The organism is Virgibacillus natechei (assembly GCF_026013645.1).
Taxonomy (GTDB): domain Bacteria; phylum Bacillota; class Bacilli; order Bacillales; family Amphibacillaceae; genus Virgibacillus_L; species Virgibacillus_L natechei.
This window is the reverse complement of record NZ_CP110224.1, coordinates 405683-432030: the sequence shown is the minus strand read 5'-3', so window position 1 is coordinate 432030 and position 26348 is coordinate 405683. Positions and strand designations below refer to the sequence as shown.

General features: G+C 40.8%; 24 protein-coding genes. 5 read left to right on the top strand and 19 right to left on the bottom strand.

The window, feature by feature from the left end; translation table 11 throughout:
* Nucleotides 1–171 precede the first annotated feature (171 nt).
* From cydC to OLD84_RS02505, 4 genes are read right to left on the bottom strand one after another with little or no spacing between them, the layout of a single operon-like run.
* Nucleotides 172–1887, bottom strand: a complete 1716-nt coding sequence (gene cydC, locus OLD84_RS02520; RefSeq protein WP_209461565.1) for a thiol reductant ABC exporter subunit CydC — start codon at nt 1885–1887, stop codon at nt 172–174.
* Nucleotides 1884–3617, bottom strand: coding sequence for a thiol reductant ABC exporter subunit CydD (gene cydD, locus OLD84_RS02515; protein WP_209461564.1), 1734 nt, complete (start codon nt 3615–3617; stop codon nt 1884–1886). The genes cydC and cydD overlap by 4 nt, the downstream gene beginning before the upstream one ends.
* A gap of 50 nt (nt 3618–3667) precedes the next feature.
* Nucleotides 3668–4681 carry a cytochrome d ubiquinol oxidase subunit II gene (locus OLD84_RS02510; RefSeq protein WP_209461563.1) on the bottom strand — a complete coding sequence of 338 codons (1014 nt, stop codon included), beginning with the start codon at nt 4679–4681 and terminating at the stop codon, nt 3668–3670.
* Entirely contained in the window at nt 4681–6039 is a 1359-nt protein-coding gene (locus OLD84_RS02505; protein WP_209461562.1) for a cytochrome ubiquinol oxidase subunit I, read from the bottom strand. Before OLD84_RS02505 ends, OLD84_RS02510 begins: the two co-directional genes overlap by 1 nt.
* Before the next feature lie 1095 nt (nt 6040–7134).
* Between OLD84_RS02505 and OLD84_RS02500 the strand changes: the two genes are divergently transcribed.
* Nucleotides 7135–8157, top strand: a complete 1023-nt coding sequence (locus OLD84_RS02500; protein WP_209461561.1) for an LLM class flavin-dependent oxidoreductase — start codon at nt 7135–7137, stop codon at nt 8155–8157.
* Nucleotides 8158–8274: 117 nt separating this feature from the next.
* Here the strand turns inward: OLD84_RS02500 and OLD84_RS02495 are convergent, their stop codons facing one another.
* From OLD84_RS02495 to csaA, 3 genes are all read right to left on the bottom strand, one after another.
* The gene (locus OLD84_RS02495; protein WP_209461560.1) at nt 8275–9621 is read right to left on the bottom strand and encodes an MATE family efflux transporter; all 1347 of its coding nucleotides are present in this window, start codon (nt 9619–9621) and stop codon (nt 8275–8277) included.
* A 116-nt stretch (nt 9622–9737) separates the two neighbouring features.
* A complete protein-coding gene (locus OLD84_RS02490) occupies nt 9738–11171 on the bottom strand; it encodes a vWA domain-containing protein (RefSeq protein WP_209461559.1) in 1434 nt (477 codons plus the stop codon).
* A 128-nt stretch (nt 11172–11299) separates the two neighbouring features.
* Entirely contained in the window at nt 11300–11629 is a 330-nt protein-coding gene (gene csaA / locus OLD84_RS02485; protein WP_209461558.1) for a chaperone CsaA, read from the bottom strand.
* A gap of 180 nt (nt 11630–11809) precedes the next feature.
* Between csaA and moaC the strand changes: the two genes are divergently transcribed.
* From moaC to OLD84_RS02470, 3 genes are all read left to right on the top strand, one after another.
* Nucleotides 11810–12313: a cyclic pyranopterin monophosphate synthase MoaC gene (gene moaC / locus OLD84_RS02480; RefSeq protein ID WP_209461557.1), complete on the top strand. Its 504-nt coding sequence runs from the start codon at nt 11810–11812 to the stop codon at nt 12311–12313.
* 402 nt (nt 12314–12715) lie between these two features.
* Nucleotides 12716–13945, top strand: coding sequence for an IS4 family transposase (locus tag OLD84_RS02475; RefSeq protein ID WP_264917267.1), 1230 nt, complete (start codon nt 12716–12718; stop codon nt 13943–13945).
* 301 nt (nt 13946–14246) lie between these two features.
* Complete coding sequence (locus tag OLD84_RS02470; protein ID WP_264917266.1) at nt 14247–15179, top strand: DUF2268 domain-containing protein; 933 nt, start codon at nt 14247–14249, stop codon at nt 15177–15179.
* Nucleotides 15180–15377: 198 nt separating this feature from the next.
* Here OLD84_RS02470 and OLD84_RS02465 read toward each other — a convergent pair whose 3' ends face one another.
* From OLD84_RS02465 to mobA, 5 genes are all read right to left on the bottom strand, one after another.
* Nucleotides 15378–16298, bottom strand: a complete 921-nt coding sequence (locus OLD84_RS02465) for a S66 peptidase family protein (protein WP_209463060.1) — start codon at nt 16296–16298, stop codon at nt 15378–15380.
* Nucleotides 16299–16546: 248 nt separating this feature from the next.
* Nucleotides 16547–17209 carry a molybdate ABC transporter permease subunit gene (gene modB / locus OLD84_RS02460; protein ID WP_209463061.1) on the bottom strand — a complete coding sequence of 221 codons (663 nt, stop codon included), beginning with the start codon at nt 17207–17209 and terminating at the stop codon, nt 16547–16549.
* Nucleotides 17209–17988 carry a molybdate ABC transporter substrate-binding protein gene (gene modA / locus OLD84_RS02455; protein ID WP_209463062.1) on the bottom strand — a complete coding sequence of 260 codons (780 nt, stop codon included), beginning with the start codon at nt 17986–17988 and terminating at the stop codon, nt 17209–17211. Before modA ends, modB begins: the two co-directional genes overlap by 1 nt.
* Entirely contained in the window at nt 17985–18515 is a 531-nt protein-coding gene (locus tag OLD84_RS02450; RefSeq protein ID WP_209463181.1) for a MogA/MoaB family molybdenum cofactor biosynthesis protein, read from the bottom strand. The genes modA and OLD84_RS02450 overlap by 4 nt, the downstream gene beginning before the upstream one ends.
* 13 nt (nt 18516–18528) lie before the next feature.
* On the bottom strand, nt 18529–19107 hold the full coding sequence (gene mobA, locus OLD84_RS02445) for a molybdenum cofactor guanylyltransferase (protein ID WP_209463063.1): 579 nt from the start codon (nt 19105–19107) through the stop codon (nt 18529–18531).
* 138 nt (nt 19108–19245) lie between these two features.
* Between mobA and OLD84_RS02440 the strand changes: the two genes are divergently transcribed.
* Entirely contained in the window at nt 19246–19965 is a 720-nt protein-coding gene (locus tag OLD84_RS02440) for a Crp/Fnr family transcriptional regulator (RefSeq protein ID WP_209463064.1), read from the top strand.
* A gap of 165 nt (nt 19966–20130) precedes the next feature.
* Here the strand turns inward: OLD84_RS02440 and mobB are convergent, their stop codons facing one another.
* The 7 genes from mobB to fdhD all read right to left on the bottom strand — a co-directional run bounded on the left by mobB (nt 20131) and on the right by fdhD (nt 26317).
* Entirely contained in the window at nt 20131–20622 is a 492-nt protein-coding gene (gene mobB, locus OLD84_RS02435) for a molybdopterin-guanine dinucleotide biosynthesis protein B (RefSeq protein WP_209463065.1), read from the bottom strand.
* A gap of 15 nt (nt 20623–20637) precedes the next feature.
* Complete coding sequence (moaD, locus tag OLD84_RS02430; protein WP_209463066.1) at nt 20638–20871, bottom strand: molybdopterin converting factor subunit 1; 234 nt, start codon at nt 20869–20871, stop codon at nt 20638–20640.
* Nucleotides 20865–21338 carry a molybdenum cofactor biosynthesis protein MoaE gene (locus OLD84_RS02425; protein WP_209463067.1) on the bottom strand — a complete coding sequence of 158 codons (474 nt, stop codon included), beginning with the start codon at nt 21336–21338 and terminating at the stop codon, nt 20865–20867. The genes moaD and OLD84_RS02425 overlap by 7 nt, the downstream gene beginning before the upstream one ends.
* The gene (locus tag OLD84_RS02420) at nt 21331–22644 is read right to left on the bottom strand and encodes a molybdopterin molybdotransferase MoeA (protein WP_319962256.1); all 1314 of its coding nucleotides are present in this window, start codon (nt 22642–22644) and stop codon (nt 21331–21333) included. The genes OLD84_RS02425 and OLD84_RS02420 overlap by 8 nt, the downstream gene beginning before the upstream one ends.
* Nucleotides 22645–22653: 9 nt before the next feature.
* A complete protein-coding gene (locus OLD84_RS02415; RefSeq protein WP_209463069.1) occupies nt 22654–23664 on the bottom strand; it encodes a MoeB/ThiF family adenylyltransferase in 1011 nt (336 codons plus the stop codon).
* 36 nt (nt 23665–23700) lie between these two features.
* Entirely contained in the window at nt 23701–24705 is a 1005-nt protein-coding gene (moaA, locus tag OLD84_RS02410; RefSeq protein WP_209463182.1) for a GTP 3',8-cyclase MoaA, read from the bottom strand.
* Between the two features lie 814 nt (nt 24706–25519).
* Nucleotides 25520–26317: a formate dehydrogenase accessory sulfurtransferase FdhD gene (gene fdhD / locus OLD84_RS02405; protein WP_209463070.1), complete on the bottom strand. Its 798-nt coding sequence runs from the start codon at nt 26315–26317 to the stop codon at nt 25520–25522.
* Between the last annotated feature and the right edge of the window lie 31 nt (nt 26318–26348).

The window sequence follows — 26348 nt, the reverse complement described above, 5'->3', positions numbered from 1 at the left end:
ATTTGACGCAAATACAAGCTTTAGTAGCCTAAAGATATCGGGGGTGCACATTATAAAGTAAAACTTTATTCGGCGTGGGTTTTCTGTCTATTAAACTGCGATAAATTAGTCCATAGAAAAGACCATTGATCTATTGCATCAATGGTCTTTTTCATCCTTACTGTCCTAATCCTAAAGCAGATGCTTCTCAATTTCCTTCATCTCATAAAAGTAACCCTTCGCTTGCATCAACGCCTCAAACGTACCGGATTCTATAATTGCGCCCTGCTCCATCACAATAATTTGATCCATTTTTTCTAGACCCGTTAAACGGTGGCTGACTAACACAAGCGTATCATCGGACGCTTGTTCAAAAAGATGCTCATAAATAGATTGCTCCGTCAATGCATCTACAGACGACGTTGGCTCATCCAATAGCCAGAGGCGTCCCCCTTTGAGCATTGCTCGAGCCGTAGCAAGCCTTTGCTTCTCGCCACCGGAAAGGTTTTCTCCTTTTTCAAAGATAGGGTCAGCTAAATTAAAATACTCAAGCTGTACGTTTGCTAACATCGTTTCCATTTCTTCATCACTCAATTCATCGCCGGCGAGAAGTAGATTATCCCTTACTGTTCCATAGAAAAAATGATTTTCCTGCAGAACAACTTTAGCTTCTTTCCAAATGCTTTCTGCGTGTAGCTGATCGATCGAAATTCCGTTAAAGCTAATATTCCCTTGATTAGCTGGACTAATTTTCAATAACAGCTGCAGTAAGGTTGATTTTCCTGAACCACTCGGCCCAACAATCGCCGTCTTAGAGCCTGCTGGAAGCTTCAAATCAACATTTTTCACAGCCGTTCGCCATTCATCTGGAAAAGCAAACGTAACATCCTTCATTTCAATAGAAGGCACTTTGTTAGATTCAAGCTCATCCAAATGAGCCTCTTCCGCTTCTCCCTCTTCCTCACGAACAACGGAGAAAAGGCGGGTTGCCGCTCGTTTACTATCCTGCATATGGATTGGGAAAACAGCCATAGGTCCGGCATCTTCAAAAACCGTTAAGGAAATCATCAAAAGCATGGCCAGGAAAACTCCTTCTAACTGTCCATTTGCTACTTGATACGCTCCCAATGCTAATACAAACCAAGAGGCAAGAAGTGCTACAAACGAATTTACGGATTGATTATACAAGGTGTTGATGCTTTCTTTTTCCTGTTCATCAATGTACGCATCAGATGATTCGATGAGCTTTTGTTCTTTCCTATCCAGCTTCTGGTATATTTTTAAATCACGGAAACCATGAAGAAATTCCGTAACCTCTGTTGATAGTTCCCCTCTTCCTTCTCTTACATTGCGATCAATTTTTACTTGTCTGACAGCGAACAACGCTGGAACAACGAAAGCAGTGAGAATAAGGCCGACAAGCAAGACAAGTGCTACAGAAAGGGAAAAGAACGCAGTAAATAAAATGGTACTTAAAAATACCATGACTAACACAATTGGTGGATAAAAAACCCGCAAGAAGAAATTCTGTAAACTTTCGACATCCCCAACGATTCTCGATAGTAGGTCTCCGCTTCGATATCTATGAAATATAGTAGGAGCTAATGGCTCAAGCTTTTCAAAGAATGAAACACGTAGATTACTTAAAATCGTAAATGTCGCACGATGGGAAAAATACCTTTCCGCATAACGGGCAAATGCTTTTGTAAGTCCAAGTAGCTTCACCGTAGATGTTATAATAATTAGTGTATATAAAGGTGGAGCAAAGGCTGCTTTTGATATGAGATAACCACTTGCTGCAAAGAGGCCGACTGCTGTTATACCAGCAATAAAACCAAAGATAATCGAATACAGTATATCTTTCTTCTCTACCATCATTAGCTTGATAACGATCCTTAAATCTCTCATTCTGACATACCTCCTTGCTGAACGGACACCATATCGCGATATTCTGCTACGTTTTCGATAAGCTGTTCATGTGTTCCCACCGCAACTAACGCACCATTTTCCAGAAAAAGAATTTGATCCACATTCTTAATCGTATGAAGTCGATGTGCGACCGTAATTACCGTTGCTTTTTCAGACAGTTTTCTTATTGATGTTTGCAGAATTCGCTCAGTATGAAGGTCAAGTCCAGTAGTAGGCTCATCAAAAAGGATCACCGATGGTTGTTTTAGAAAAGCCCTCGCGATAGCAATTCGTTGCTTCTCACCACCCGAAAGACCCCTGCCCGCTTCGCCGACAGATGTATCGTAGCCATTTTCTAGCGACTTAATCATTTCAGAGATTCCCGCCTGTTCTGCAGCCTGTTCCACATGGGCCCGTGAAGCATCCAAACCTCCACCAATCGCAATATTTTCAGCAATCGTACCAGCGAAAATATAGGGATGTTGTGATATATAACTTAATTGATCAAACCAATCCTTTTCCTTATAATCAGATCGCGGACTACCATTAATGTTTATCTCACCTGTGGAAGGAGCAATGAGACCTGCAATGAGGTGTAACAGGGTTGTTTTCCCAGAGCCACTACGACCCACAATCGCAATTTGTCCAAATGGAGGAATTTCTGCATTCACATTTTTTAATTCAAACTGTTCTTCTCCATAACGATAACCAGTCAGCTGCAAATGAATACTTGGCGGTGTTGCATCTTTCCTTAAGCTTCCTTCACCCCAACTGATTGATTGTTCTGTTTCCGCTAATTCCCCTGTCACCTTTTCAGCTGCACCCATACTGCTTCGTCCATTATGAAAGGTACTGCCCAATTCTTTTAAGGATGTATAAAATTCAGGTACCAGTACGAGTACAAAGAAAGCAGTGAAGAAGGAAATACTTTCGTAAATGATAAGCTGGATCGCCAACTCCAGTGCCACGAGTCCAATACTGAGCATCGAAATTAGTTCAAGCATAAAGGAAGAAGTAAAGGCAATTTTTAATATTTCCATTGTTGCTTCCCTGAAATTTAGACTACTCTTACCAATTTCTTCTTTTTGCCTTTTTGCCCGCCCAAATAATTTAAGCGTCGTAAGGCCCTGCAATATATCCAGAAATCGTCCTGAAAAGGCGGCAAGTTTGTCCATTTGTTCTTCTGATTTTGTCTTGGTTTTCATACCAATAATGATAAAAAATATAGGAATAAAAGGTGCGGTAATTAGCATAATAAGCCCTGAATTTACGTGTTGGGTGAAGACTATTACAAGAACCAATAGTGGGATAAAGGTTGTTCGAATCATTTGTGGTATATACTCACTAAAATAGCTTTCAATTCCATCGACAGCATCCATCATAACACTTACCTTTTGACCAGATTGGCCTTGTAATGAAGTTTGAACGGGATTTCTCGAATATCTATTTAAAATGGACTTCCGAAAGTCCCCTTTTACTTTTGACGCCATCTTAACACCCTTACGCCCGCTCATGTAGGTGAACATCGTTCTTCCCAACAGAACGAGCAATAATCCCCCCAACAGTGGGAGGATTTCATTAAAAGATGCTCCTTTCAAAAAAATGCGATCTACTATTGCAACAATAAAATAAGCCTGAAAAATAATCGCTATACCTGTTATCACAGAAGATAGAAACAGAAATAACATACTACTTTTCTGTGCAATTGCTATTTCTCTTAAATTTTTCATATATTCGAATCTCCTAACTCAAGATTTCGATAGCTAAATTCATCTATTACTTATTTTTTCCCTTTAACATAATCCGCATCGAATAAAAACAACTTAAATATCAAAGCCAATGACGGAATTAGCAAAAACAAACCAGCAATAAATGCTACGATCAACGCAAGTCCCATCGATTCATGGGTTGCACCATCAGCAATCGTAATATATGGATCCAGTATATATGGGTAATGACCGATGCCATAGGCAAAAAAGGCAAAGAAAAACTGCAACATGACACTAATAAATGCCAGACCATAACCCCTTTCCTGGTAAAGCAACCACATGGCAATCATGAAAAACCCTACAGATAGCCCTAGCATCCACCATAGATCCATCATGTTTCCGAAATGTCTTTCATTATGCTGACTCAAGAAAATAAACGAGGTTAAAGCTGCAATAATCGTTGGCGTACTCCAGAACAGTGCATAGCCTCGAACCAATTTTAATGCTGGCTGATCGTTGGCACGTGCAGCATAGAACGTTAAAAATGTACTACTAATGAACAAGACAGATACAATGGATAAGCCTACAATGCTCCAGGACAAAGGACTTGTAAATAGTTCCCAATATTGAAGCGAAACAACACCATTTTCTTCAACAATAAAACCACCTTCTGATAAGGTTAAAGCAATGGACAATGACGCAGGGATCAATAGCCCAGTTGCACCATACAAGAACATATAGACGTTACTCTGTTTCGAGCCGTAATTTTCAAATGCATAGAAGGAACCACGTATCGCGAGCAATACAATAGCGATACTGGCAGGAACTAACAATGCACTACCGTAATAATAAGCTGTATCCGGGAAAAATCCAACGATTCCTACAAAGAAAAATACGAAAAACACATTGGTTACTTCCCACACTGGCGATAAATACCGCGCTATTAATTTATTAATAATATGATCTTTTTTTGTGATTTTCGCGTAATAGGCGAAGAACCCCGCCCCAAAGTCAACAGAGGCTACAATTAAGTAGCCATATAGAAAAATCCACAATACAGCAAGGCCAACTATTTCATAGCTCATTATTCATCACCCTTTTCTTCCTTTAAAGGTAGCTCTTCCAATTCGTTCTCTACTGGATTATCACGAAATAGTTTGCGTAATACGACAACACATAATGTTCCTAATACAATATATAAACCTAAGAACATGAAAAACATTAAACCAATATGCGGAGAAGATGTTGCGGCTTCTTCTACTGTCATATAACCACGTAAAATCCAGGGTTGGCGACCCACTTCCGCATAAATCCAGCCAAACTCTATTGCCAGAAATGCTAATGGTCCACTTATAAGGATTGAGCCTAACAACCATTTATTATTTTCATTCCACCTTTTCACCTTACTTACAACAAGATAAAGCAAGGTAATGCCAAAGAGAAACATCCCGATTGTTACCATCAGATCAAACATATAATGTACCCAAAGCGGTGGTATTTCTTCCTCAGGAAATTCTTCTAATCCTATTACTTCACTATTAAAATCGCCATGTGCTAAAAAGCTCAGTACATTAGGTAAACGAATAACACCTGTTGGCTCATTATCTTCATTTAGCCAACCAAACAAGACCAGGTCTGCACCTTCCTCTGTTTCAAAGTGCCATTCAGCAGCAGCTAACTTCTCAGGTTGATGTTCCGCAAGAAATTTAGCAGAAACGTCTCCTGTCAATAAATTGAACGCTGCGAATACAAACGCAATCGTTACGGTAACTTTCAATGCTTTTTTATGGTAAGTAGCTGCCGTTCCCTTTGCTTTCTTTCGAAGAAGCATAAAAGCTGCTATAGCTGCAAGAAGCATGGCGCTTGTCAAATAAGCAGAGCTTAATACATGAATTATCTTCGACGGAGCAGCTGAGTTAAACATTGCTTCAATTGGATTGACAGCTGCAAAAGATCCATCTTCCATCGTGAAACCTTCTGGCGTGTTCATGAAAGCATTTACCGTTGTTATAAATACAGCAGAGAATCCACCACCAAGTACTATTGGAATAGATAAGTACCAGTGTGTGATTTTCTTTTTAAATCGATCCCAGGTGTATAAATAGATCCCTAAGAAAATGGCTTCAAAGAAAAACGCAAAGACTTCCAAAAATAAGGGTAAGGCAATAACATTTCCGGCCAACTGCATAAAATTAGGCCATACTAAAGATAATTGCAACCCAATCGCTGTTCCCGTAACAACACCCACTGCAACGGTAATAACAAACCCACGAGCCCATCGTTTAGCTAACATTGTATAATGCGGATCATTTTTTTTGATTCCAATAAATTCTGCTATTGAAATCAGTAGTGGAACCCCAACACCAATTGTTGCAAAAATGACATGGAAACCAAGCGTCATAGCTGTTAGCAGTCTACTTATTAAGACCGTATCCATCTCCATGTGATAAACCTCCCTCTATTTAGCAGATAAGAACGTATAAAAACTTTCGTACTGCATCTTTGTAACGCAGGCTTTCGACACAAATCTGGCGATAAGCCACGTTTTCTAACCTATATTCCAACATGTTCAACATCTAACATGTTTAGTTACATCCATTTTAAGTTACTATATAAATAGTAGTATAAACCATTTTACTACAAAACAAAGGTAATACCGATGACAATTAAATGACATCCGAAAAAAAACGAGCTGTACCATTAGCAATGTTTTTTTGACACAAGATCTGTAGAATGTGGCGTAACTACCAGGTTGATTTCCGCTGCGTACAGTCCTTTCCGCGGGCACGGCTTTGCCCTGGCAAAGGGTATGTCGACGTTGTTCGCAAAGAACGGTTTTAGTCGACCTTCCTTAGGGTAGTCCTGTGGGGTCTTCAGACTCGTGCTGGGGCTGCACGTAAATGCTCGCCCCACCGAAAACCATTGTTCCCGCAGGAGTCGACTGTACTCCGCTCCAATCAACCTTCATAAGAGTGATAGCTATGTTTATGTATATAATCAAGCAATTTTGATGAAGTTGCAACGCATCTTACCAGCGGAGGAAATACACGGAGACTCCTGGTCGGCTAAGAATGGTCACGTCCTGGGGCTGCGCGTAAATGCTCGCCCCACCGAAACCCATTGTGACCAACGCCGACACTTGAACGGTCCTGTTCGGCGCGGGAACAGTGTCCAGAGTGAGACCCCGCAGTGCGTAAAATGATGAAGGCCGACTAAAACCGCCCTTTGTGGGCAACGTCGGCATACCCCTTGCCGGGGCAAGGAGGCTCACGGGTCACCCTAAGGTGCGCGAAGTGTATTTCCGCAGCGGGGGAAAAGTATCATCCTTCATTTCAAGTTGCGTCGTCTTTTATATCAACCGCGAAGATTTAAAAGCAATAATATTACGAAAAGAGCCTACGTTAAACTCCCCTTAAATACAAGATTTTATCCATGATGATGTCATTTAATTGCCTTTTTTTGTTTAAACGAGGAAGATTATGGTTGGGATACTTTTAAACTTAGTTGGTAAGTCCAAACGTACAAAGGAGAATTAAAAATGATTCCATTAAATATACTCGATTACTCGCCGGTAGATGAGGGATATGATCCCAGGGTGGCATTGCTCCAAACAACAGAACTAGCGAAGCGTGCAGAAGACCTAGGGTACAAACGTTTTTGGGTGTCAGAGCATCACCATGTATTATCTGTTGCAGGTAGTAACCCAGAAATGCTGATGATGCATTTAGCTACTTCCACCAACCGTATCCGGATTGGGTCTGGTGGTATTATGCTACCACACTACAGTGCTTATAAAGTTGCTGAAAGCTTTCGAATACTGGAAGCCCTTCATCCAGAAAGAATTGACTTAGGGATCGGTCGGTCACCTAGTTACCGAATGGTTAATAAAGCGATGAACGAAAATAAAGGGAGGCGGCCATCCTATGAACAGCAAGTGGAAGATTTGTATAAGTTCTTAACAGACGATCCTTCTGAAAATCATCGTTTCCATAAATTGATTGCAACACCATCGATAAATACGACACCAGAGATATGGACGCTAGGAACCGGTGGCGGAAGCGCAAAAATTGCAGCTAAAAATGGGACGTCCTACGCCTTCGCCTATTTTACCATGCCCTTTGATACAGGTATCGAAATAGTTGCCAACTATCGTAGGGAATTTCAGCCATCGCCCTTTCTGAAAAAACCAAAAGTAACAATAGCGGTTTTCGCAGTTGTTGCAGAAACAACCGAAGAAGCAGAAGAGATTGCCAAAGCGCTTGATCTATGGCTACTGTTTGTTGAATCTGCCAATCCACCACCTTACTATCCATCTATTCGCACAGCTAAAAAGCGGGGTGTAACTGCTGCTGAACAACACAAAGTAACCGAGAATCGCAAGCGGATGATTGTCGGAACCCCCCAACACGTAAAAGCAACGATTGAGCGTCTAGCCGAACTGTATCAAGCAGACGAAATCACCGTAATCCCTAACGTCGCAGGAATTCATAATCGAATGAAAGGGATCGAGTTATTGGCAGAAGCCTTTGATTTAATGGCGTCAAAGGATGGAGACAGTTAGGAGAGGGATTGAGGAAGCGATACTGGCCACTCGAACAACGTGACATTTGCTCCATTCGCACCAACTCCTCCCTCAATCGGGGGCGTTTGGCGCTCGATCCAACCTCATCCTTACACATTAAAATGCTCTCCTAAATTCTCTATTCCGCTTAACATGGATCAATATGGTTATCATTACGACTAACTCAGCCAATGGAACGGAAATCCATACCCCATTTATGCCTAAGAACAGCGGCAACACAAGTATAAAGATCATCATAAATATAATCTCCCTCGATGCCGTAATCCAGGTAGCCATGCGTATTTGGGCCACTGATTGAAAATAGGTCATCATTACAAAATTTATCCCCATAAAAATATAAGCAGTAAAGAATAATCGAATTCCGGTAACAGCAAGCTCCTTGATTTCTTCAGGAAAGTCTCCGAATATCGATACGATTTGAGGTGCGCCCAGCTGCCCAATCACAAATGCGACGGCACCAGCTAATAAGGCTACACGCAAAGCTATCTTCATTGTCTCCCTTTGTCTTTCAAAAGTTTTTGCACCGTGATAATAGCTAATTAGAGGTTGAACGGCCGATCCAAGCCCTAAAAACATCATGAGCATCACGCCATGAACATAATTCAGGACAGAAAAAGCAGCAAGTCCTGCTGTTCCCGCGATACGAGACAGTGTAACATTAAAGGCCACCGTAAATACTGATATCCCAACTTCCGATAAAAAACTGGGAAACCCTACAGTTATCGTGTTCTTAAATAAAGAGCGTTCAAATTTCATTGGAACAAAACGTAAATTATTTGTTTTTCTAAAGAAATGTATAACAAGTACAAGAATGCCTAGGAAAGAAGCGATTATCGTCCCAAAAGCAACAGAAGCTACCCCTAAATTTAAGACATATAAGAAGTAGTAGTTGATCCCAATATTAGATAGAGCAGTAATAACCAACGCTATCATAGCCAAATTCGGGTTTTGATCATTACGCACAAATGTACTCAACGCATTTTCCAAGGTGAAGAAAAAACCAAATAGCAACATAATATTTAAGTAATCAATTGTGTAAGGAAACGTTTCTTCATTTGATCCGAGCATATAAGCAAGTTGTTCCTGAAAGGTAAAGGCTGTTAACCCAATAATAATCGTAATCCCAGCTATTAGTACGAGTGAATGAGTGAAAATAAACTGAGCGTATTTGGCTTTTCTCTCACCCATCGCCTGTGAAAACAAAGTCGCTCCACCTATCCCGATCCAAAGGGACGTAGCAAGAAAAAGGGTAAATACCGGAGAAGCTAACCCTACTCCTGCAAGCGCAACTGGACCAAGACGATTTCCCACCATAATGCCATCCACCACGATATTTAGTGCCATTAACATCATACCAGTTAAGGAAGGGATCAAATATTTAAAAAACACTTTGCCAACAGGCGCTGTCTCTAGCATTTCTGTTTTATTTTGTTCTGAATCCATGATTGGTTCCTCGATTCTTTTTTGACTGGTCTATATATGTAATGTATTCAGGGGACGAAGGGACTCTTTGTCCCAAGTGGGACGAGGAACCTGTCCCCTTCGTCCCATGGTTTCACTTAAAACAAATCTCCTCTTTCTTCCTTTTGCTTCCTCATTTCTTCCGTCCATTCATCTACTTCTTCACGTATTTCATCTGCACGTGTATCGATTTCATCTTTCTTTTCAGAGCTCAACTCAGCTATTAGATCATACATTTTACGATATCTTTCCTGCCTAAGCTCTCGGACCTCTTTCCTTACTTCAGGATCTATTAACTGCTCATCGTTTAGGATTTGAAGGGCTTCTGAATACCTGGAATCTTCACTGTCAATAACGGTTTTTATTGGATTTAAATCCTCATCAAAACGTTCTTTTTCTGCGAGAGTCTCCCAACCGTCAGGCGCTTTTCTAAAAGCCCAAGCTAAATCGATTCTGGATGGGAGCCACTTTTGTTCAATCGTTGTTTTCAATTCATCTGCATTATCTGCTGAAAAATATTCTCCTTCACCCGCATCTGAAACCTGTTTGAGCTGGTCTTCCGCATCCTGATCCACATTGAAGCCAATGATATTTACTGACTTATTTTCACTATCCTTTACAAAGTTGTCCGCTTCTTCGACAGGGTCTCCATCACACGTTTCAACGCCATCGCTAACAATATACACCGTGGTTGGTTCCGTGAAGTCGCTGCTCATATCTGCCGCCTTTTGGATTGCTCCTGCCAATGGAGTGTACCCTTTACTCTCAAAGCTGGACAAAGCATCTGTAAATTCCTCTTCATCATAAGAACCCATCGGATAAATCTCTTCAATCCCATTACATGAAAGTTCCTTATCAGCTTCTGATTCAGAGCCTTTATGGCCATATACAACTAATGAAACATCGTTGTCCTGCCCAATGGTTTCTCCAAAACGCTGTACAGCATCCTTCGCTATATCCATTTTCACTTCATTATCCACGCTCAGCAACATACTTGAACTTGCATCAAGTAAAATAATTGCTTTTCCTTTAGCAGGTTCATTCTCGATTTCTTCTTCAGACTTGCCCGGAGCCGGCAGAAAAGGCTCTTCAAAATCAGGCTCAAATTGCTCTGCTTCTTTAATCATTTCATTATAGTGTGGTGTTCCCAGCAAATGAACAAACGCTTTATTAATTTCCTCCGGGTCTTGCGTCTCCTCTATGACCTTTTCCAATTCTTTTTCTAGTTCTTTAACAACAGACGGGTCTAGCTCTTTATCCAATGGATCTTCCAACTCTTTCTCCAATGAAATATCTGCAACCAATGTCCCTGCTTGCTGTGCTTTCATATCTTCCCTGGATTCTATTTCCGTTACAGACGCAAGCTGATCTAAAATAGTTTCTTCCGCTTCCGCTTTAACTTCTTCTACCGCTTCGTTCTTTTCTTCATCCTTGGCTTGCTCATCACCGGACGCAACATCTTGTTCATCATTGCAAGCAACCAAAGATAATACCAACATGAGTAAACTAATACATAATCCCCTTTTAAACATTCCCCTACTCCCATCTTCATGTAATCTCTATTAAGCATAGAGAAAATGAAGATAAGTTTCAATGGGGATGAAGGGGACAGGCTCTTTGTTCCAAGTGGGACGAGGAACCTGTCCCCACGTCCCACTCATTACGAAATAGGCGTTCCGTTTTCAACTGGTTCATCCGGCCTTAGGAGTACTACATCATCCTCTCCCGGAACACCACCGATTATCAGCACTTCTGACTTAAAACCTGCGATGCGCCTTGCCGGGAAGTTTACTACTGCAGCAACTTGACGACCAAGAAGTTGTTCTGGCTCATATCTCTTAGTGATTTGAGCAGAAGACTGTTTCATCCCCACCTCACCAAAATCAATCTCCAGTTTTATGGCTGGTTTTCGCGCTTCTGGGAAGGCTTCTGCACTTACTACAGTACCTATTCGCATATCTAACTTAGAAAAATCCTCTATTGTTACCATAAAAATTACCTCCGTTTTTTTAATCACTATACGATATGACAGGGGAAAAACAAAATATTTCAGTTAAATAGGACGGATAATTCTACATGTTTATTGAATTCCAAACTCACCTGAATTAAACTAGCCATAGAACACTTGGCATAATAACGCTAGACATTACTTGAAAAGCAGGTGAATAGATTGACAGACTTCACACATTTTAACGAACAGGCACGAGCAAAAATGGTTGATATTACAGATAAAAAGGAAAGTTCCCGAAAAGCAATTGCCCACTCCAGTGTACAAATGAATCAAGATGTATATGAAAATATTGTAGAGCAGAAGAATAAAAAAGGAGATGTATTAGCTGTTGCCCAAATTGCGGGTATCATGGGGGCAAAACAAACGTCATCATTAATCCCAATGTGCCACCCTATCCCAATTAGTGGTGTCGATCTTTCATTTGAGTGGCGGTCCCAGGAAAACAACATATATGAATTAAGCATTGCCGCAGAGGTAAAAACAATTGGAAATACCGGTGTGGAAATGGAGGCATTAACCGCTGCATCCACGGCCGCGTTAACTGTATATGATATGTGTAAAGCAATCGACAAAGCAATGATCATTGGACAAACCTACCTACAGGAAAAAAGCGGTGGGAAAAATGGTGATTTTAGGCGGGGAGATATGAAGGATAATATATAAGAGAAGTTGTCCTTTGGCCTGTGTGCGCGGTATGAACCGTTAGAAAACTTGGCTTATCGCCAAGCTTTATGGCAATAACCTTAGTTACACTTATGCAGTAAGAAAGTTTTTATGCTTTCTGATCTGCCATGCAAAAAGCTCAGTTCAATTCTCAATGTTTAGATGTGCTAATTTCTACAATGATATTTAAAAGTAAAACGGTGCATAAATGTAAATTATATTCGATAATCATTTTTAATAGACATTACACTAGCGTTGCATAAACTTTTCATACAAAAGTCAAGCGATTTATTTAGTTGAAAATTAAGAATAATGATAATTTTCACTTTAAAAAGTGCATAAAAAAACCTTATAATTAGGGTATGGTAGTCCTGTCCAAATCCCTAATTATAAGGAGCAACCATGGACAATAATACCATAAAAACTGTATTCAAGGAATACATTCATCCATTAGATTCAAAAGTAATTCAAAAAATGATTGACCACGTCGGGCTTGATAAGTATGTCAAAAAGTTCGATGTACTGGCATATACGAAAACTTTTATCTATGCACAACTAAAAGAACTAGATAATCTTCAGCGAGTAAGTGACACGATTAAACGTCAGAAAACAGTTCAAAGATTAGTGGGCATAGAAAGTATTAGTAAATCACAACTTTCTCGAAAAAATAGGGAGATCCCACACGAAATGTTTGAGGTAATCCTCCATCATTTAATTCAAAAACTGCACCATACACTTGGACCGAGAATGGTAAGCAAAGAACTTGGAAAGCTTCATCTGATTGATTCATCAACCATTTCAATGTGTCTGAGTCAATATGAGTGGGCAGATTTTCGAGATACAAAAGCTGGGGTGAAGATGCATACCTCCATTTCCTTTTGCGATGATCTTTCTTACCCAAATAAAGTTATTCTTACACCGGCAAGACCTGCAGATGAAACACAGCTGGATGCATTGATTGTGCCGGATAAAAACGTGCTTCATGTATGGGATCGAGGCTATTTCAACTTTGATAAATTTGACGATTACTCGAAAAATAATATTCGTTTTGCTACACGCATTAAAAAGAATACGGTGGTACATGTAATCGAAGAATTACCCGTTGACAGTTCTTCTCCAATCACCCGTCATGCCATCGTGAAAATGGGAAACATGAAAAAACCAGTTCAATTAGTAGAAACACGAGACAGTGAAGGAAATCAAATTAGAATTGTGTGTAATGATGCGAAACTGAGTGCACAGGAAATCAGTGATATTTATCGTAATCGCTGGCAAATTGAACTTTTTTTCAAATGGGTAAAGCAACATCTCATTATCAAAAAGTTGTATGGAAAAAGTGAAAATGCCGTATATAACCAACTATACTTAGCTATGATTGTGTTCTGCTTAACGCTTTTGATGAAAAACAAAATAGGCTATAAAGGTACACTTCTGCAAATGCTTCACTGGATTAGTGATTGCTGGTCTAAATCAATGACAACTTTTATTTCCAACGTATTCAAGGCACCTGAACGCACATCCAGTGGAAGACGACGGCAAGAGCACGAAAAAATCTTTGAAGAAACCTTAGCACAATACGAATCTGGAGATGTTTTGCACTTAGATGATCAACTATATGATCCAATTATTTAATAAATAGTATATAAAATTCAGAAAATGGATGAAGGGCTACCTTTAGCGCCTATTGTCTTTTTTTCATAAATAAAACAAAGTATATATCAGAAAATTGAGATATCCGTTATTGGGCCTGAAATTTAATAGTTGACTTTTTCAAAACTTTTTTATGCAATGCTAGTGTAGACATTATAATAGCGTCTACTTGTGTACCTGGGGTTGGTATGTACAATCCAGGATAATAATTGGGACAAGAACCTGTCCCCTCGTCCCTTCGAAAGAGGTTTTAGTACAATTAATTTTATACGAGGGAGAGAATGTGTTGAAACTTTATAAACTTCATATCAATTTAGGAATCATTTTCGTAGCTGCTATTTTCTTATTGACTGGATGTAAGGATCAAGATATCGTGGTATCAATAGAACATCCGGAAACGGATCAGAAGTACCAAATTGTAAACGCTTATAAACTTTATAAAGATTTTATTGAAGAAGCTGGGCAAGAAGAAAACAAGGGGGAAGTAGAGGGATTATACCAAACTGCTGTTATCGACCCGGTTTATGAAGCGTGCTTTAAAGACGGGGAATACCTGCATATGGTTGATTTCCTTCTGGAGGAGCCACCTGCTGATTTAGCCGCGTTGAAAGAAGTAAGAGAGAAGATCGATTCGAAGGTATCAAATGAAAGTATAAAAGAAGCACTTATTAAATCTTCTGATCTGTTGCCTGCTGAGGAGGAGACAAATGTGTGTGTATTCCCGACGACTGAAGAAAATATGCCTCCAGGGATAAATGCAGGTTCTGGTAAAATCTTTTTATTTTACAACGAGAATTACAATGAGGATTTAATAAAAGCAACTGTTGCACATGAATACCACCACAGCGTCTGGACAGAGAACTATTTTGACCCGGAGGACCAGGTCACTGTACTTGATAATATGGTCTTTGAAGGGAAGGCAGTCATGTTCGAAAAGCTTGTTTATCCTGATTTATCAGATATTCCGATTGATCCAACATATACTCTCACCTTTTGGGAAATGATTGAGAACGATCTGGATAAAGTCGACTTGAACCGCTCATCTGAAGTTCTCTACGGAAACGGAAATCTGCCTTACCTTTACGGCTATAGCGAAGGCTATAAAATGGTGGAATCCTACCTAGACAAAAACCCCGACATGACACCGGAGGAATGGATTGGAATTGACGAGCAAACAATATTTGAAGAGGGGGATTATCTTTCGAATTATAGATAAATGATCAAATTAAGGTGCTGTATATTAAAAAAGATGACATCACAGAGTTTCAGCTTTTTTGCCAATGAGCTGTTTTGAGGTGTGTTGGTATGCCTTGGGTGAAAACTGTCAATCGACAAAGCAATGATCATTGGACAAACCTACCTGCAGAAAAAAAGCGGTGGAAAAAATGGTGTTTTTAGCCCCCTCCTCGTCCCTCTAACTCACCGTTGATTCCATTACTGTCAACGTATTATTCTCCGTATTAAGATTGGCCGTTGCACCAATCGGGATTGCTGCCTTATAAGTCCCATGTGCTGTAGCAACATTCGTCATCAATGGCTTCCCTAGTGGAACAAGAAAGTTATTGATTAAATCTTCGTACGTCACTCCGTATGAAACCGGACATTCTATACATTCTCCCAGCACTATGCCAATACAATCCTCAAATTTGCCCGCCAATTTGAGGGCATTCATGTATCTATAAACCGTATTGATAGGCTCATTCGTATCTTCTAGTAACAGAATCTTCCCTTTCGTATCGATTTCATAAGGTGTTCCAAGCGTATCCACAAATGATGTCAGGTTGCCGCCAACAACAGGACCGGTTACATTCCCGCTAACTCTGCTAATTTGCGGCATCTCTGGCGGATTTTCGATTTGTCTTTGGGGAGTCATTACTGAAGTTGCTGCAAAAAATTGATCATAATTGTAGCTTGGGGTACTGAGGGAAAAATTAATCAACATGAGGCTTTGAAAAGTGATTAGATTTGCGTCTTGAGCCAAAACATTTAGCAAAACAGTAATATCACTATATCCGCTTACCAATTTGGGGTGTTTTTGAATAAAAGAATAATCAAGATAGGGAAGAATACCAGCTACACCTACGCCACCTCTTGTTGGCAAAATCAACTTCACGTTATCATCGGCAAACATATCCATCAAATCAGAGGCGCGATCCTGATCTGTCCCGGCAAGAAAGCCATCCGCAGCATAGACATGTTCACCCAGCACGACTTGAAATCCCAGTCCTTGTACCGTTTGGATTCGATCATTGATAACATCGGCAGAAAGCGGGCTGCCCAGTGTTACAATACCTATCGTATCGCCAGGCTGCAGAATAGGTGGCTTTATCCCCATCACGTACACCTCCCATAAATAAATATCAATTTATAGTATTCATGGGCCATGATATTGTGCTTATTTTGTAATGCAAAAATGAATACTTATTTCTTAACAAAAGGCATTTCGAAAGTGTCGACACGCCTTCATTTGAGAAATATGCAAAGAATGTAAAATACAGTATTAAAATCGTTTGTCCCGCGATCACACACGTTTATTCCGCGCTCGTTCCCATTACAATGGGTTTAGCCTAGCTCCCCGGCAACTTAACCTCTTTTCCCTCTCGTCTGATTAATAATCAATAAAAGAACAAACGAAAAACCGATACTAATCAAAACATAATACCAAGCTATGTCTGTCTGTCCGGATTCGATAGCCATATAGATTGCGGTGGGAATCGTTTGGGTACTCCCTGGTATATTTCCCGCAAACATCAGGGTTGCACCAAATTCACCAAATGCTCTTGTAAAGCTTAACACCACTCCTGTTACAATGGAACGAAAGGCTAAAGGAATGGTAATTAATACGAGTAACTTCCATTCAGTCGCCCCATCGACTTTCGCAGCTCCCAAAATATTAGTATCTACAGATAAAAAACCCGTTTTTAGTGATTGGTACATTAATGGAAAAGCTACTACAGCAGCAGCTATAACTGCAGCAGAAACCGTAAATAATACACTGTTCCCGGTAAGCTTTTCGATCGCTTGTCCGACAAAACTGTTATTACCAAAGATAATGATTAACATAAAACCTATTACGGTCGGCGGCAACACAAGTGGCAGAAAGAAGATGGTTTCAATAATCGCCCTTCCTTTAACCTTCTTCGCTACCATCCAATGTGCCGCAAGTATTGCTAAGAAAAAAGTAATCACTGTTGCTGCGGTAGCTACAAGAAAAGAAAGCTGTACCGGAAACCAAGACCATTCCATTATTCATTCTCCCTGCTCGTTGTTTGGAAGCCATAACGTTCGAAAAGCTTCATACTTTTATCACTTTGCACATAGTCATAAAATGTTTCTATCGCTTCAACCTTTTGATCATCTCCATTTTGGATGGATGCTGCAAAATACTCAATAGGCGGATGGTAATTGGGATCAACGACTTCTAATACCTCTATATTTTCCACTCCACGCACGTCACTCAAGTAAACCATCCCTACATCTACATTCCCTTCTTCGACATAGGTAAGCACTTGCTGTACATCTTTTGTAAATATAAGCCGATCTTCAAGTTTCTCCCACATACCCATTTCTTCAAGTGCCTGTTGGGAATACGTCCCCGCGGGTACTGCAACTGGCGTGCCTATAGCCATTTTTTTATCAGACTGGAAAAATTCCTCAACCGAATCAAGCGGCACCTGATCAGATGTAATCATTACTAATTTATTTTCAAGAATAGCAGATCCATTTCTAATTAAGCCTTCTCCCTTCAATGCTTCATAATCCCTTTTAGAAGCTGAAAAGAACAAATCGATTGGGGCACCCTGCTCGATTTGCCTGCGTAATGTTCCTGACCCGCCAAAATTATATGTAATCTCAATTGCAGGATATTCCGCTTCAACTATTTCTTTTACCTCCATGAGACTCTCCATCATACTAGAAGCTGCTGAAACGGTTAGCTTTGTGGTCGTATTATTAGCCTCAGAGGCTTGTCCACATCCTGCAACAACGAGAAGGGCTAGCAAACTAAAACATTTTATGATTTTCAATGCCTTTCATCCCTTTGGTTAGGTAAATCTTTATTTATTTCTGTAACGGTATGCCCAAGCTCAGGCAGAATAAGCTTTTCCATCGCCAATTTCACCGCACCTGAAGAACCAGGTGTGGAAAAAATGACCCGGTTATTTGCCACACCGCAGATTGCTCGGGTGAGCATGCTGGCCGTTCCAATATCGAATTGATAGCTCAGATAGCGAAACAATTCACCGAATCCTGGTAACTCTTTATCAAATAACTGCTGAATCGACTCGATCGTAACATCCCGGTAAGAAATTCCCGTTCCCCCATTTACAATCACCGCTTCAATGGCCTGATTGGTGATCGCATTTTCAACTGTCTGCCTAATAGTCGCTTCATCATCAGGAACGATTTCATACATCTTAACCTGGTGATTTGAATCAGTGAGTAACTCCATAATCAACTTGCCGCTTTTATCCGTCTCTTTATTTCTAGTATCACTGACCGTTACAACGGCACAGTTTACAGGGGTGCTCTTTTGATGATCGTTTACCACAATGATCCCCTCCTACCTATAAAAACTTTTGATAATCCGATTGGTGGTTTATATTGATAAAGGCTTTTTCGCCATCCATCGGTACATAATTCACCTTACACCGTTTCAGCAGTTGATCTACGGATCGCTCCCCGTTATCCAACTGACTTTTAATCACTTCTTTTATCGAATGATGGAAGATGGAAATAAGTGGCTGCATCTTTCCGGAGACGATAGGGATAATAGCATCTACATCTGCATCGATGTGATAGACAAGCTCGTTTATCACGCGCGTTTCCATAAATGGAACGTCAATAGGAGTAACAATATACCACGCTGCATTGCTGGTTTCCATTGCTGTATAAATGCCAGCAAGCGGCCCTTCCCCTCGATAATTGTCCAGATCATTTACCACTTTCATGCTTTCATCTTCTTGCTTAAACAAATGCTTCAGCCTAGGATTCGTCACAATGATAATCGAATTAACAAAGGGTTTCAATGCGTCAATTGAATACTGATAAAATGGAATACCGTCTTTTTCGGCGAAGGCTTTTGGTGAACCAAATCGCCTTGACATTCCTCCAGCGAGAATTACGCCCTGTATTTTTCCTGTCATTTCCATGGCTCCTAACCTTTATTTTAAACTAAAAAGTCATAATACTGTAATTATTAGGCTTACAATATAATGATTCGAATGGTACAATTGACTTATACGTTCGATAATGGATCTCCTAAAATGAAAGGAGTTAATTCGATGCAAGCAAGTCTACTAACAAAAAACCGTCATGAGGAATTACTATCCAACGAACTGCATGCCTTGTTGGACTCTATCGGTACAACTAAAAAAATTCGTAAGGATACCTTTCTTTTCCAAGAAGGTATGGAAGCTCACGACATTTATTTGGTGAAATCTGGGCTGGTACAAATCGGCAAGCTTGGTGAAGACGGAAAAGAGTTGACCCTGCGAATTTGCAAAAACGATGACGTTGTCGGCGAACTAACCTTATTCAGCGATAACCCAATATACTTACTCAATGCGAAAGTATTAAAATCGGGTGAAGTCCTTGCCATTAATAAAGATAAATTAGAACACGAATTAATGCAAAATAGTGCACTTACCTTTGAATTTATGAAATGGGTAAGCAACCAAATGAGAAAATTCCAATACAAGATTAGAGACCTGCTTTTAAATGGAAAAAAAGGTGCCCTCTATTCGACGCTCATCCGTTTATCAAATAGTTACGGAATTGAACAGAATAATGGTGTTTTAATTGATATGGCATTAACCAATCAGGAGTTGGCAGCGTTTTGCGCCGCCACCCGCGAAAGTGCTAACCGGATGCTAGTCGACCTTAGAAAACAAGATGTTATTTCAATGAATAAATCTGGCAAAATTTTTATAAAGGACATGCAATTTCTGAGAGATGAAATTGGCTGTGAACACTGCCCGATCGAGATCTGTAATATTGATTAAGCAAATGCAAGGCATGGGAAATCCCCCTTATTTAGCAGATAGGAAACCAACATGGCTCCACTTCACATCGCTACATTCCCCATGAAAGTGGATCGTTTTCATACAAAAGTATAAGTGAGGACTAGGGCATTCGCCTAAAGGATTGGTGAATGCCAATTTTTCTAATTAAATTAGCCTCGCAACAATCCAGTCAACCAACACTTCCATCTCTGTTCTGTTAAAAATCGGATAGGGATAGCTTTCCTGTTCTAATTCCAGTGGTGTTAGTACTGCTTTTATATTCGTTAGCTCTTCTAATAACGGAAGGTCTTCTTCCTTTCTTACTAAAACGACCTTTTTATAACTTTGTTTCTTAAAGCCTTCCATGATTACTACTTCTATATTCTTTAGCTGATAGATTGCTAGCATTTCTTCCATAGCCCAGGGCTGTTGATTGGAAACCTGGAATAAACCGTCACCTTCCACACCTGATAGAACAGCCCCGGCTCGTCTGTGCTTTGCACTATCGGTTTCCTCTATACCTAAAGGAACTCCGCCATGTCCGTGATGTTTAAGAGAAGCTACCCTACTCCCCTGATTTGCGAGCGTTTCAATTAATGCTTTTGCAAGCGTCGTTTTGCCGCTGTTTTTATACCCGACTATTTGGATAATTTCCATCTATACAGCACCCATTTACCCACCACTTACAGGCGGTATAAATGCGACCGTATCACCAGGATTCACCAGATCATCATTCAATGCGTACTCTTCATTTATTGCTGTCATCACCTGACCCAGCTGCGTGAGATTAAATTTTTCCTGTAAGGTTTCTTTTAACTTCGTAACAGTAGTTTGTTCCAACTCAAGTTCAAGTCGGTTCTGTCCAACATCTTCTTGTAACTGGGCAAATAATAAAATGGTTACCATTCAACACCCTCCATTTTTGGTTTTCCTTTTGGATATGGTACATTTTCCAGCTGATCCCCAATCCATGTTTCCCCATCTTCCCAATGTTCTTTTTTCCAAATGGGTACAATCTGTTTAATTCGCTCAATTGCATACTCGTTTGCTTCATATGCTGCCTTCCGGTGTGGAGCAGAAACAGCAATAGCAACGGCCACATCAGAAATAGATAATTCACCGATGCGATGGGTAATCGCGATTTCTGTATCTGGCCACTTAGACTGAACCTCTTCTCCAATCTGCGCCAGCATTTTAACTGCCATGGGCTCGTAAGCTTCATAGGCCAGATAGATGGTTCTTTTCCCATTTGTCCACTCTCTTACTGCTCCAATAAATGTCGTTATAGCACCAGCTTCTCTTCGCTCCACCTTTTGGATTAAGTGTTCCACCTGTACCGGTTCCTCCGTAATTTCAAAAAGCGTATTAGCCATGGCTCATGCTCCCTTTCTTCATACCTTCCTTATCGACAACAGCCTCTAACGTTGCACCTTCTTGATCCTCCAATAAAATAACGGAAACTTCCATCCCTTGTTTATAGCCTCTTGTACCACTAGGTAAGACAATGAGGATATTCGCTTCCCCTAATGAGGAGACAACACTTGATTTATCTAACCCAACCGGAGTTGCTACAAGTTTCCCGTGGGTATACGATAGAGAGCCCCTCACGAACCGATCAAACGGGTTTGGCTTTGGAAAATCAGCACCTAATATCGCAATTTCCTTTTTCGAAATCGGACGGGATGCGTGTAGGAATGTTCGAATAATCGGACGCGTGAAAAGCTCAAATCCGACGTAACACGCAGATGGATTTCCTGATAAGCCAAATAATAGTTTGCCTTCCTTCTCTGCAACCGTTGTTACACTCCCAGGGCGCATACCTACTTTATTAAATAACACATTGGCATTCATTTTTTCATAAATGTCCGGTAGATAATCGTAATCCCCAACCGAAACTCCGCCGGTTGTGATTAAAATGTCCACTTTTTCCAAGGTGTCCGTTACCTGTTCAAAGCAGGTCTCGAAATCATCACTAAATTGTCCAAAGTAAACGGGTTCTCCACCGGCGCGTTCGACTTGTGCATAGACCATATAAGCATTGCTGTTTCTAATTTTGCCTGGCTGTATTTCCTGATCCACTTCTAATAACTCACTGCCTGTAGCAATTATTCCGACTTTCGGCTTTTTACTGACAGGAACATTTTTATAGCCAAAGGTGGCTAGTAACGCAACAATACCTGGGTTAATAGAGGTACCTTTATACGCGAGGATCTCTCCTTGATTCGTATCTTCCCCTGTAAATGAAACATTGTCTCCGGCCTTGAATCTGCGTTTGACTCGAATCATCTTTTTCCCGTCTACATCCATCTCTTTCACAGATTCAAACATGACAACCGCATCGCAGGTCTCAGGGATCTGGGCACCTGTCATAATTCGAACAGCCTGCATTCTACCAACTGGTTGTTCAAAAAGGCTTCCTGCTCCAATTTCGCCAATCACTTCAACTAAAACTGGATTATTACTGGCAGCTGTTGCTGTATCGGTTGACCGAATCGCAAAACCATCGTAAGGCGACCGGTCAAAAGGAGGTACAGGATGATCGGCAACTAAATCCTCCCCAAGAAAATGTCCATAGCTTTCTTCGATAGGCACATGCTGAACACTGCCTGCTTCCGCATATTCCATCACTCTTATGATTGCTTCATCTACCTTAATTGGTTTCCGTCGCTCTACCAATATATTTCCCTCCTATCCTACCAATTGATAATAGACACTTTTCGCTTTTTCGATAGAATTTGTTCCATGAATCAGTGCTCTGCCATCATGGAAAAACACGATTCGACAGGATTGATACTCCATGGATAGTAAAAAGCCATTTCTTTTTACAGGACCTATTTTTTGCAGACGATCGGCCAATTCTTCCAGATAAACTTCCCGGTTTGGGCGAATTTGTACCGTGTTTCTGCCACATAGTATTTCCATTTTCGTCTGCGCCTCATAGGTTAGATATGTATAGATCGGTTCAACGCCACAGGTGGGACATTCTCTTTTCTTTGCGCGCTCCACATTAACCGTTTGGTAATGGTTGTTCCAAAGATCAAACGTTACAAGCCTTGTTCTTAGAGCATCCTCATCTTCCACCAGCAGCTTTAGTACTTCTGTCGATTGGTGCGCCACAACCATTTGCACGGCCGGAGAAATAATCCCTACAGAGTCACAGGTCGCACCCGAGACAGGAATCGTATCCAGTAAGCACTGCAGGCAAGGTGTTTCCTTTGGTAAAATCGTATAACTCATTCCCGTACTACCCACACAGGAACCGAAAATCCAGGGAATAGCCACTTTCTGCAGCAGATCATTCATCAAAAAACGAATATCAAAATTATCGGTAGCATCTATTACGAGATCCACATCTTCTAAAAGCGGTGTTAGGGACTGGCTTGTTGCATCCATGACATGCGCTTTAATTTGCACACTTGAATTAATAGCGGTTAATCGCTTTTTTGCAGCGATTGCTTTCGGCATTTGATCGATCGCATCTTTTTCCGTAAACAATTGCTGCCTCTGCAAATTGCTAACCTCTACATAATCGCGATCAATAATCGTTAGTTTTCCAATACCGGCACGCACCAAATTTTCAGCATTCGGTGACCCTAAAGCACCACAGCCGACAATGAGGACATGCTTCTGTCCAATTTTACGCTGGCCCTCTTCACCGATTGGTTTGAAAAGCGTTTGACGGGAATATCGATCTTTCATTGTCTTTATATCCTCCCCGAAATGAAATGATAGCGACTAGCCCCCAATATAAGACATCTCTATCTTTTTTCTGTTTTTCGCTGTTTCCTCTGTACGTTCATCGGAATAGCGGTCGGTTCGCTTTTTCCATGTTGGTACAATAGCGGCCTTAATCGTTTCATCAGTAGCGTCAGATCTTACTATTTCCCTTAAATCAAAGCCGTCCCCAGCAAACAAACAAGTATAAAGTTTCCCGTCTGCTGCAATTCTTGCTCGCGTACAAGTGGAACAAAATGATTCAGACACCGATGTAATAAAACCAACTTCCGTATTTGTACCTTTATAACGGTATCGTTTGGCCACTTCCCCTAGATAATCTGGATCTACAGGTTCTAATTCGAAATGATTGGAAAGCTCCTGGAACATTTCTTTTTTCGTAATAACCTTACTAAAATCCCAGCCATTTGTCTGACCGACGTCCATAAATTCGATATAGCGTAACGTCATTCCCTGTTCTTTAAAGTATTTGGCCATTGGAATAATTTCCTCATCATTCATTCCTTTTTTTACGACCATATTCACTTTTACTTCGAGTCCAACTTCCTGGGCCTTCTTCATTCCTTTTAACACGCGTTCTGTATTCACACCACTATCATTAATCGATTGAAATAATGTATTATCTAAAGCGTCCAGGCTAACATTCACCCGCTTTAGCCCGGCATCTTTTAACTTTTGTGCCATATTGGCGAGAAGGGAGGCATTTGTCGTTAGTCCGATATCCTCCAGCCCATCGATTGCTGCCAACTTTTCGATCAAAATCGGTAAATCCTTTCGTAACAAGGGTTCCCCGCCAGTTAAGCGGATTTTTTTCACTCCAAGTTGAACAAAGATTTTCCCTAACCGTTTAATTTCCTCAAAATTTAACAGATGATCTTTCGGCATAAACGCATAATCCTTGCCGAATATTTCCTTTGGCATGCAGTACGTACATCTAAAATTACAACGGTCTGTCACCGAAATCCGAAGATCCTGCAGTGGACGACCCAGTTTGTCAGTTAACATAGACACGGAATAACCTCTCCTATTTATATCTTTTTTCCATTCTATCAGACTCTTCTATTGAAAACTGTTAAAAATGTCACAGGTCCCTATTTTTAAAAAACCTGACATTCGTTAAAAAGATTCTTAAAGAGCGTTCATTGCTTTGTTAGGCTCTTTTCGTAAGCATTGGGACTGTGCTTACTCGTCTCACCGAAAACCTTTGTTGCTTTTAATTTAGCAGTTGATATAAAAGACGACGTAACTGTTTTCTATAAGTATTTGCTATAATCGCCGTTCGGGATCGCTCCGGGTGGATGCTTTCCACGGGCACGGCCTCAGCCTCCTTGCCCCGGCAAGGGGTATGCCGACGTTGTCCGCAAAGGACGATTTTAGTCGGCCTTCCTTAGGATAGTCCTGCGGGGTCTTCGGACACGTGCTGGGGCTGGGACTGCGCTTACTCGTCCCACCGAAAACATTTGCGATTACTCGCCCCAACGAAAATATTTGTTCCCGTAGGAGTCACCACCCTTCGCTCACCCGAACTGGTGAGGCGGTTGGATGTTTTGAATATTGATTACGAATGCAATTTAGCGGCAGTAACCGGAATACCTAGCGGAGGTAACACATGAAGACTCCTGCGGGAGGGAAGGCCTCGGTGAGACCCCACAGTGTGTAGCACGAGGAGGCTCACCAGCCGCCCGCGGAAAGCGGAATGTGTTTCCGTAGCGAATCCCTGCTCTCAACCAGCTTTTGCAAAAGAATTGTCACTGCGCCATCTTCTATAGATTTTGTGTCTTTTAGAAAACAACCATTCTACTAAAAAACCGAATTACAGTTACCTATTGGCTTCTATAATTCGGTATGGATGTGTATAGACATTCATTTTATGTCCTCTGGCAAATCCAATTACCGTGATACCTAGATCATGCGCCAGCTTAAGCGCTAAATCTGTTGGAGCCGATTTGGATATGAGGATTCCTGTACCAATTTTGGATATCTTTAACAATACCTCGGAAGAAATCCGTCCACTAAATACGATTAATTTATCAGCTCGACGTATTCGTTCTTTTAAAATATGTCCATATATTTTATCTAGCGCATTATGCCGGCCGATATCTGTTCGAACAACAAGCAGTTCATCTGTATTAGCGAGAGCCGCATTATGGACACCACCTGTTCGAATAAATTGTTCCGATTGGGTTTGTAGTTGTTTCATTAATGCGAAGCATTGATCCACCGTAATCGTTAATCTACTGGTTATCGTTTTGGCTGTTTTTACATCGCTTTTAAAATAAAATTGGCGACTTTTCCCACAGCAGGATCCGATGAATCGCTTGGAATGGTCATGCTGGTATTGATCAATCGGTTTTGTGATTTCGATATAAGCAAATCCACGATCTTCCTCAATGCGTATCTGTTTTACTTCATTATAAAAACGTATGATACCCTCTGAAGCGAGAAACCCGACTAACAGATCATGAAGGTCAGATGGCGAACAGACGATTGTTGCAAATTCCTCGCCATTTAACATCACAGTTAATGGAAATTCCTCCGCAACTTCTTCATCTAAAAAAGAGGAGGTTCCTTCTTTGAACCGAACAATTTCCCAACCTTTTAACTTTATATCACTCATACAACACACCCTTTATGTTAGGAGGCTATTT

Excerpts from the sequence above, each read along its gene's own strand:
- OLD84_RS02500 (WP_209461561.1), top strand. The coding sequence starts at position 7,135 with ATGATTCCATTAAATATACTCGATTACTCGCCGGTAGATGAGGGATAT.
- moaA (WP_209463182.1), bottom strand. The coding sequence starts at position 24,705 with ATGTTAACTGACAAACTGGGTCGTCCACTGCAGGATCTTCGGATTTCG.
- OLD84_RS02510 (WP_209461563.1), bottom strand. The coding sequence starts at position 4,681 with ATGAGCTATGAAATAGTTGGCCTTGCTGTATTGTGGATTTTTCTATAT.
- csaA (WP_209461558.1), bottom strand. The coding sequence starts at position 11,629 with ATGGTAACAATAGAGGATTTTTCTAAGTTAGATATGCGAATAGGTACT.
- cydD (WP_209461564.1), bottom strand. The coding sequence starts at position 3,617 with ATGAAAAATTTAAGAGAAATAGCAATTGCACAGAAAAGTAGTATGTTA.
- OLD84_RS02465 (WP_209463060.1), bottom strand. The coding sequence starts at position 16,298 with ATGGGGATAAAGCCACCTATTCTGCAGCCTGGCGATACGATAGGTATT.
- OLD84_RS02490 (WP_209461559.1), bottom strand. The coding sequence starts at position 11,171 with ATGTTTAAAAGGGGATTATGTATTAGTTTACTCATGTTGGTATTATCT.
- modB (WP_209463061.1), bottom strand. The coding sequence starts at position 17,209 with ATGGAATGGTCTTGGTTTCCGGTACAGCTTTCTTTTCTTGTAGCTACC.
- fdhD (WP_209463070.1), bottom strand. The coding sequence starts at position 26,317 with ATGAGTGATATAAAGTTAAAAGGTTGGGAAATTGTTCGGTTCAAAGAA.
- OLD84_RS02440 (WP_209463064.1), top strand. The coding sequence starts at position 19,246 with ATGCAAGCAAGTCTACTAACAAAAAACCGTCATGAGGAATTACTATCC.
- cydC (WP_209461565.1), bottom strand. The coding sequence starts at position 1,887 with ATGAGAGATTTAAGGATCGTTATCAAGCTAATGATGGTAGAGAAGAAA.
- mobA (WP_209463063.1), bottom strand. The coding sequence starts at position 19,107 with ATGACAGGAAAAATACAGGGCGTAATTCTCGCTGGAGGAATGTCAAGG.
- OLD84_RS02505 (WP_209461562.1), bottom strand. The coding sequence starts at position 6,039 with ATGGAGATGGATACGGTCTTAATAAGTAGACTGCTAACAGCTATGACG.
- mobB (WP_209463065.1), bottom strand. The coding sequence starts at position 20,622 with ATGGAAATTATCCAAATAGTCGGGTATAAAAACAGCGGCAAAACGACG.
- OLD84_RS02415 (WP_209463069.1), bottom strand. The coding sequence starts at position 23,664 with ATGAAAGATCGATATTCCCGTCAAACGCTTTTCAAACCAATCGGTGAA.
- OLD84_RS02475 (WP_264917267.1), top strand. The coding sequence starts at position 12,716 with ATGGACAATAATACCATAAAAACTGTATTCAAGGAATACATTCATCCA.
- moaD (WP_209463066.1), bottom strand. The coding sequence starts at position 20,871 with ATGGTAACCATTTTATTATTTGCCCAGTTACAAGAAGATGTTGGACAG.
- OLD84_RS02495 (WP_209461560.1), bottom strand. The coding sequence starts at position 9,621 with ATGGATTCAGAACAAAATAAAACAGAAATGCTAGAGACAGCGCCTGTT.
- OLD84_RS02425 (WP_209463067.1), bottom strand. The coding sequence starts at position 21,338 with ATGGCTAATACGCTTTTTGAAATTACGGAGGAACCGGTACAGGTGGAA.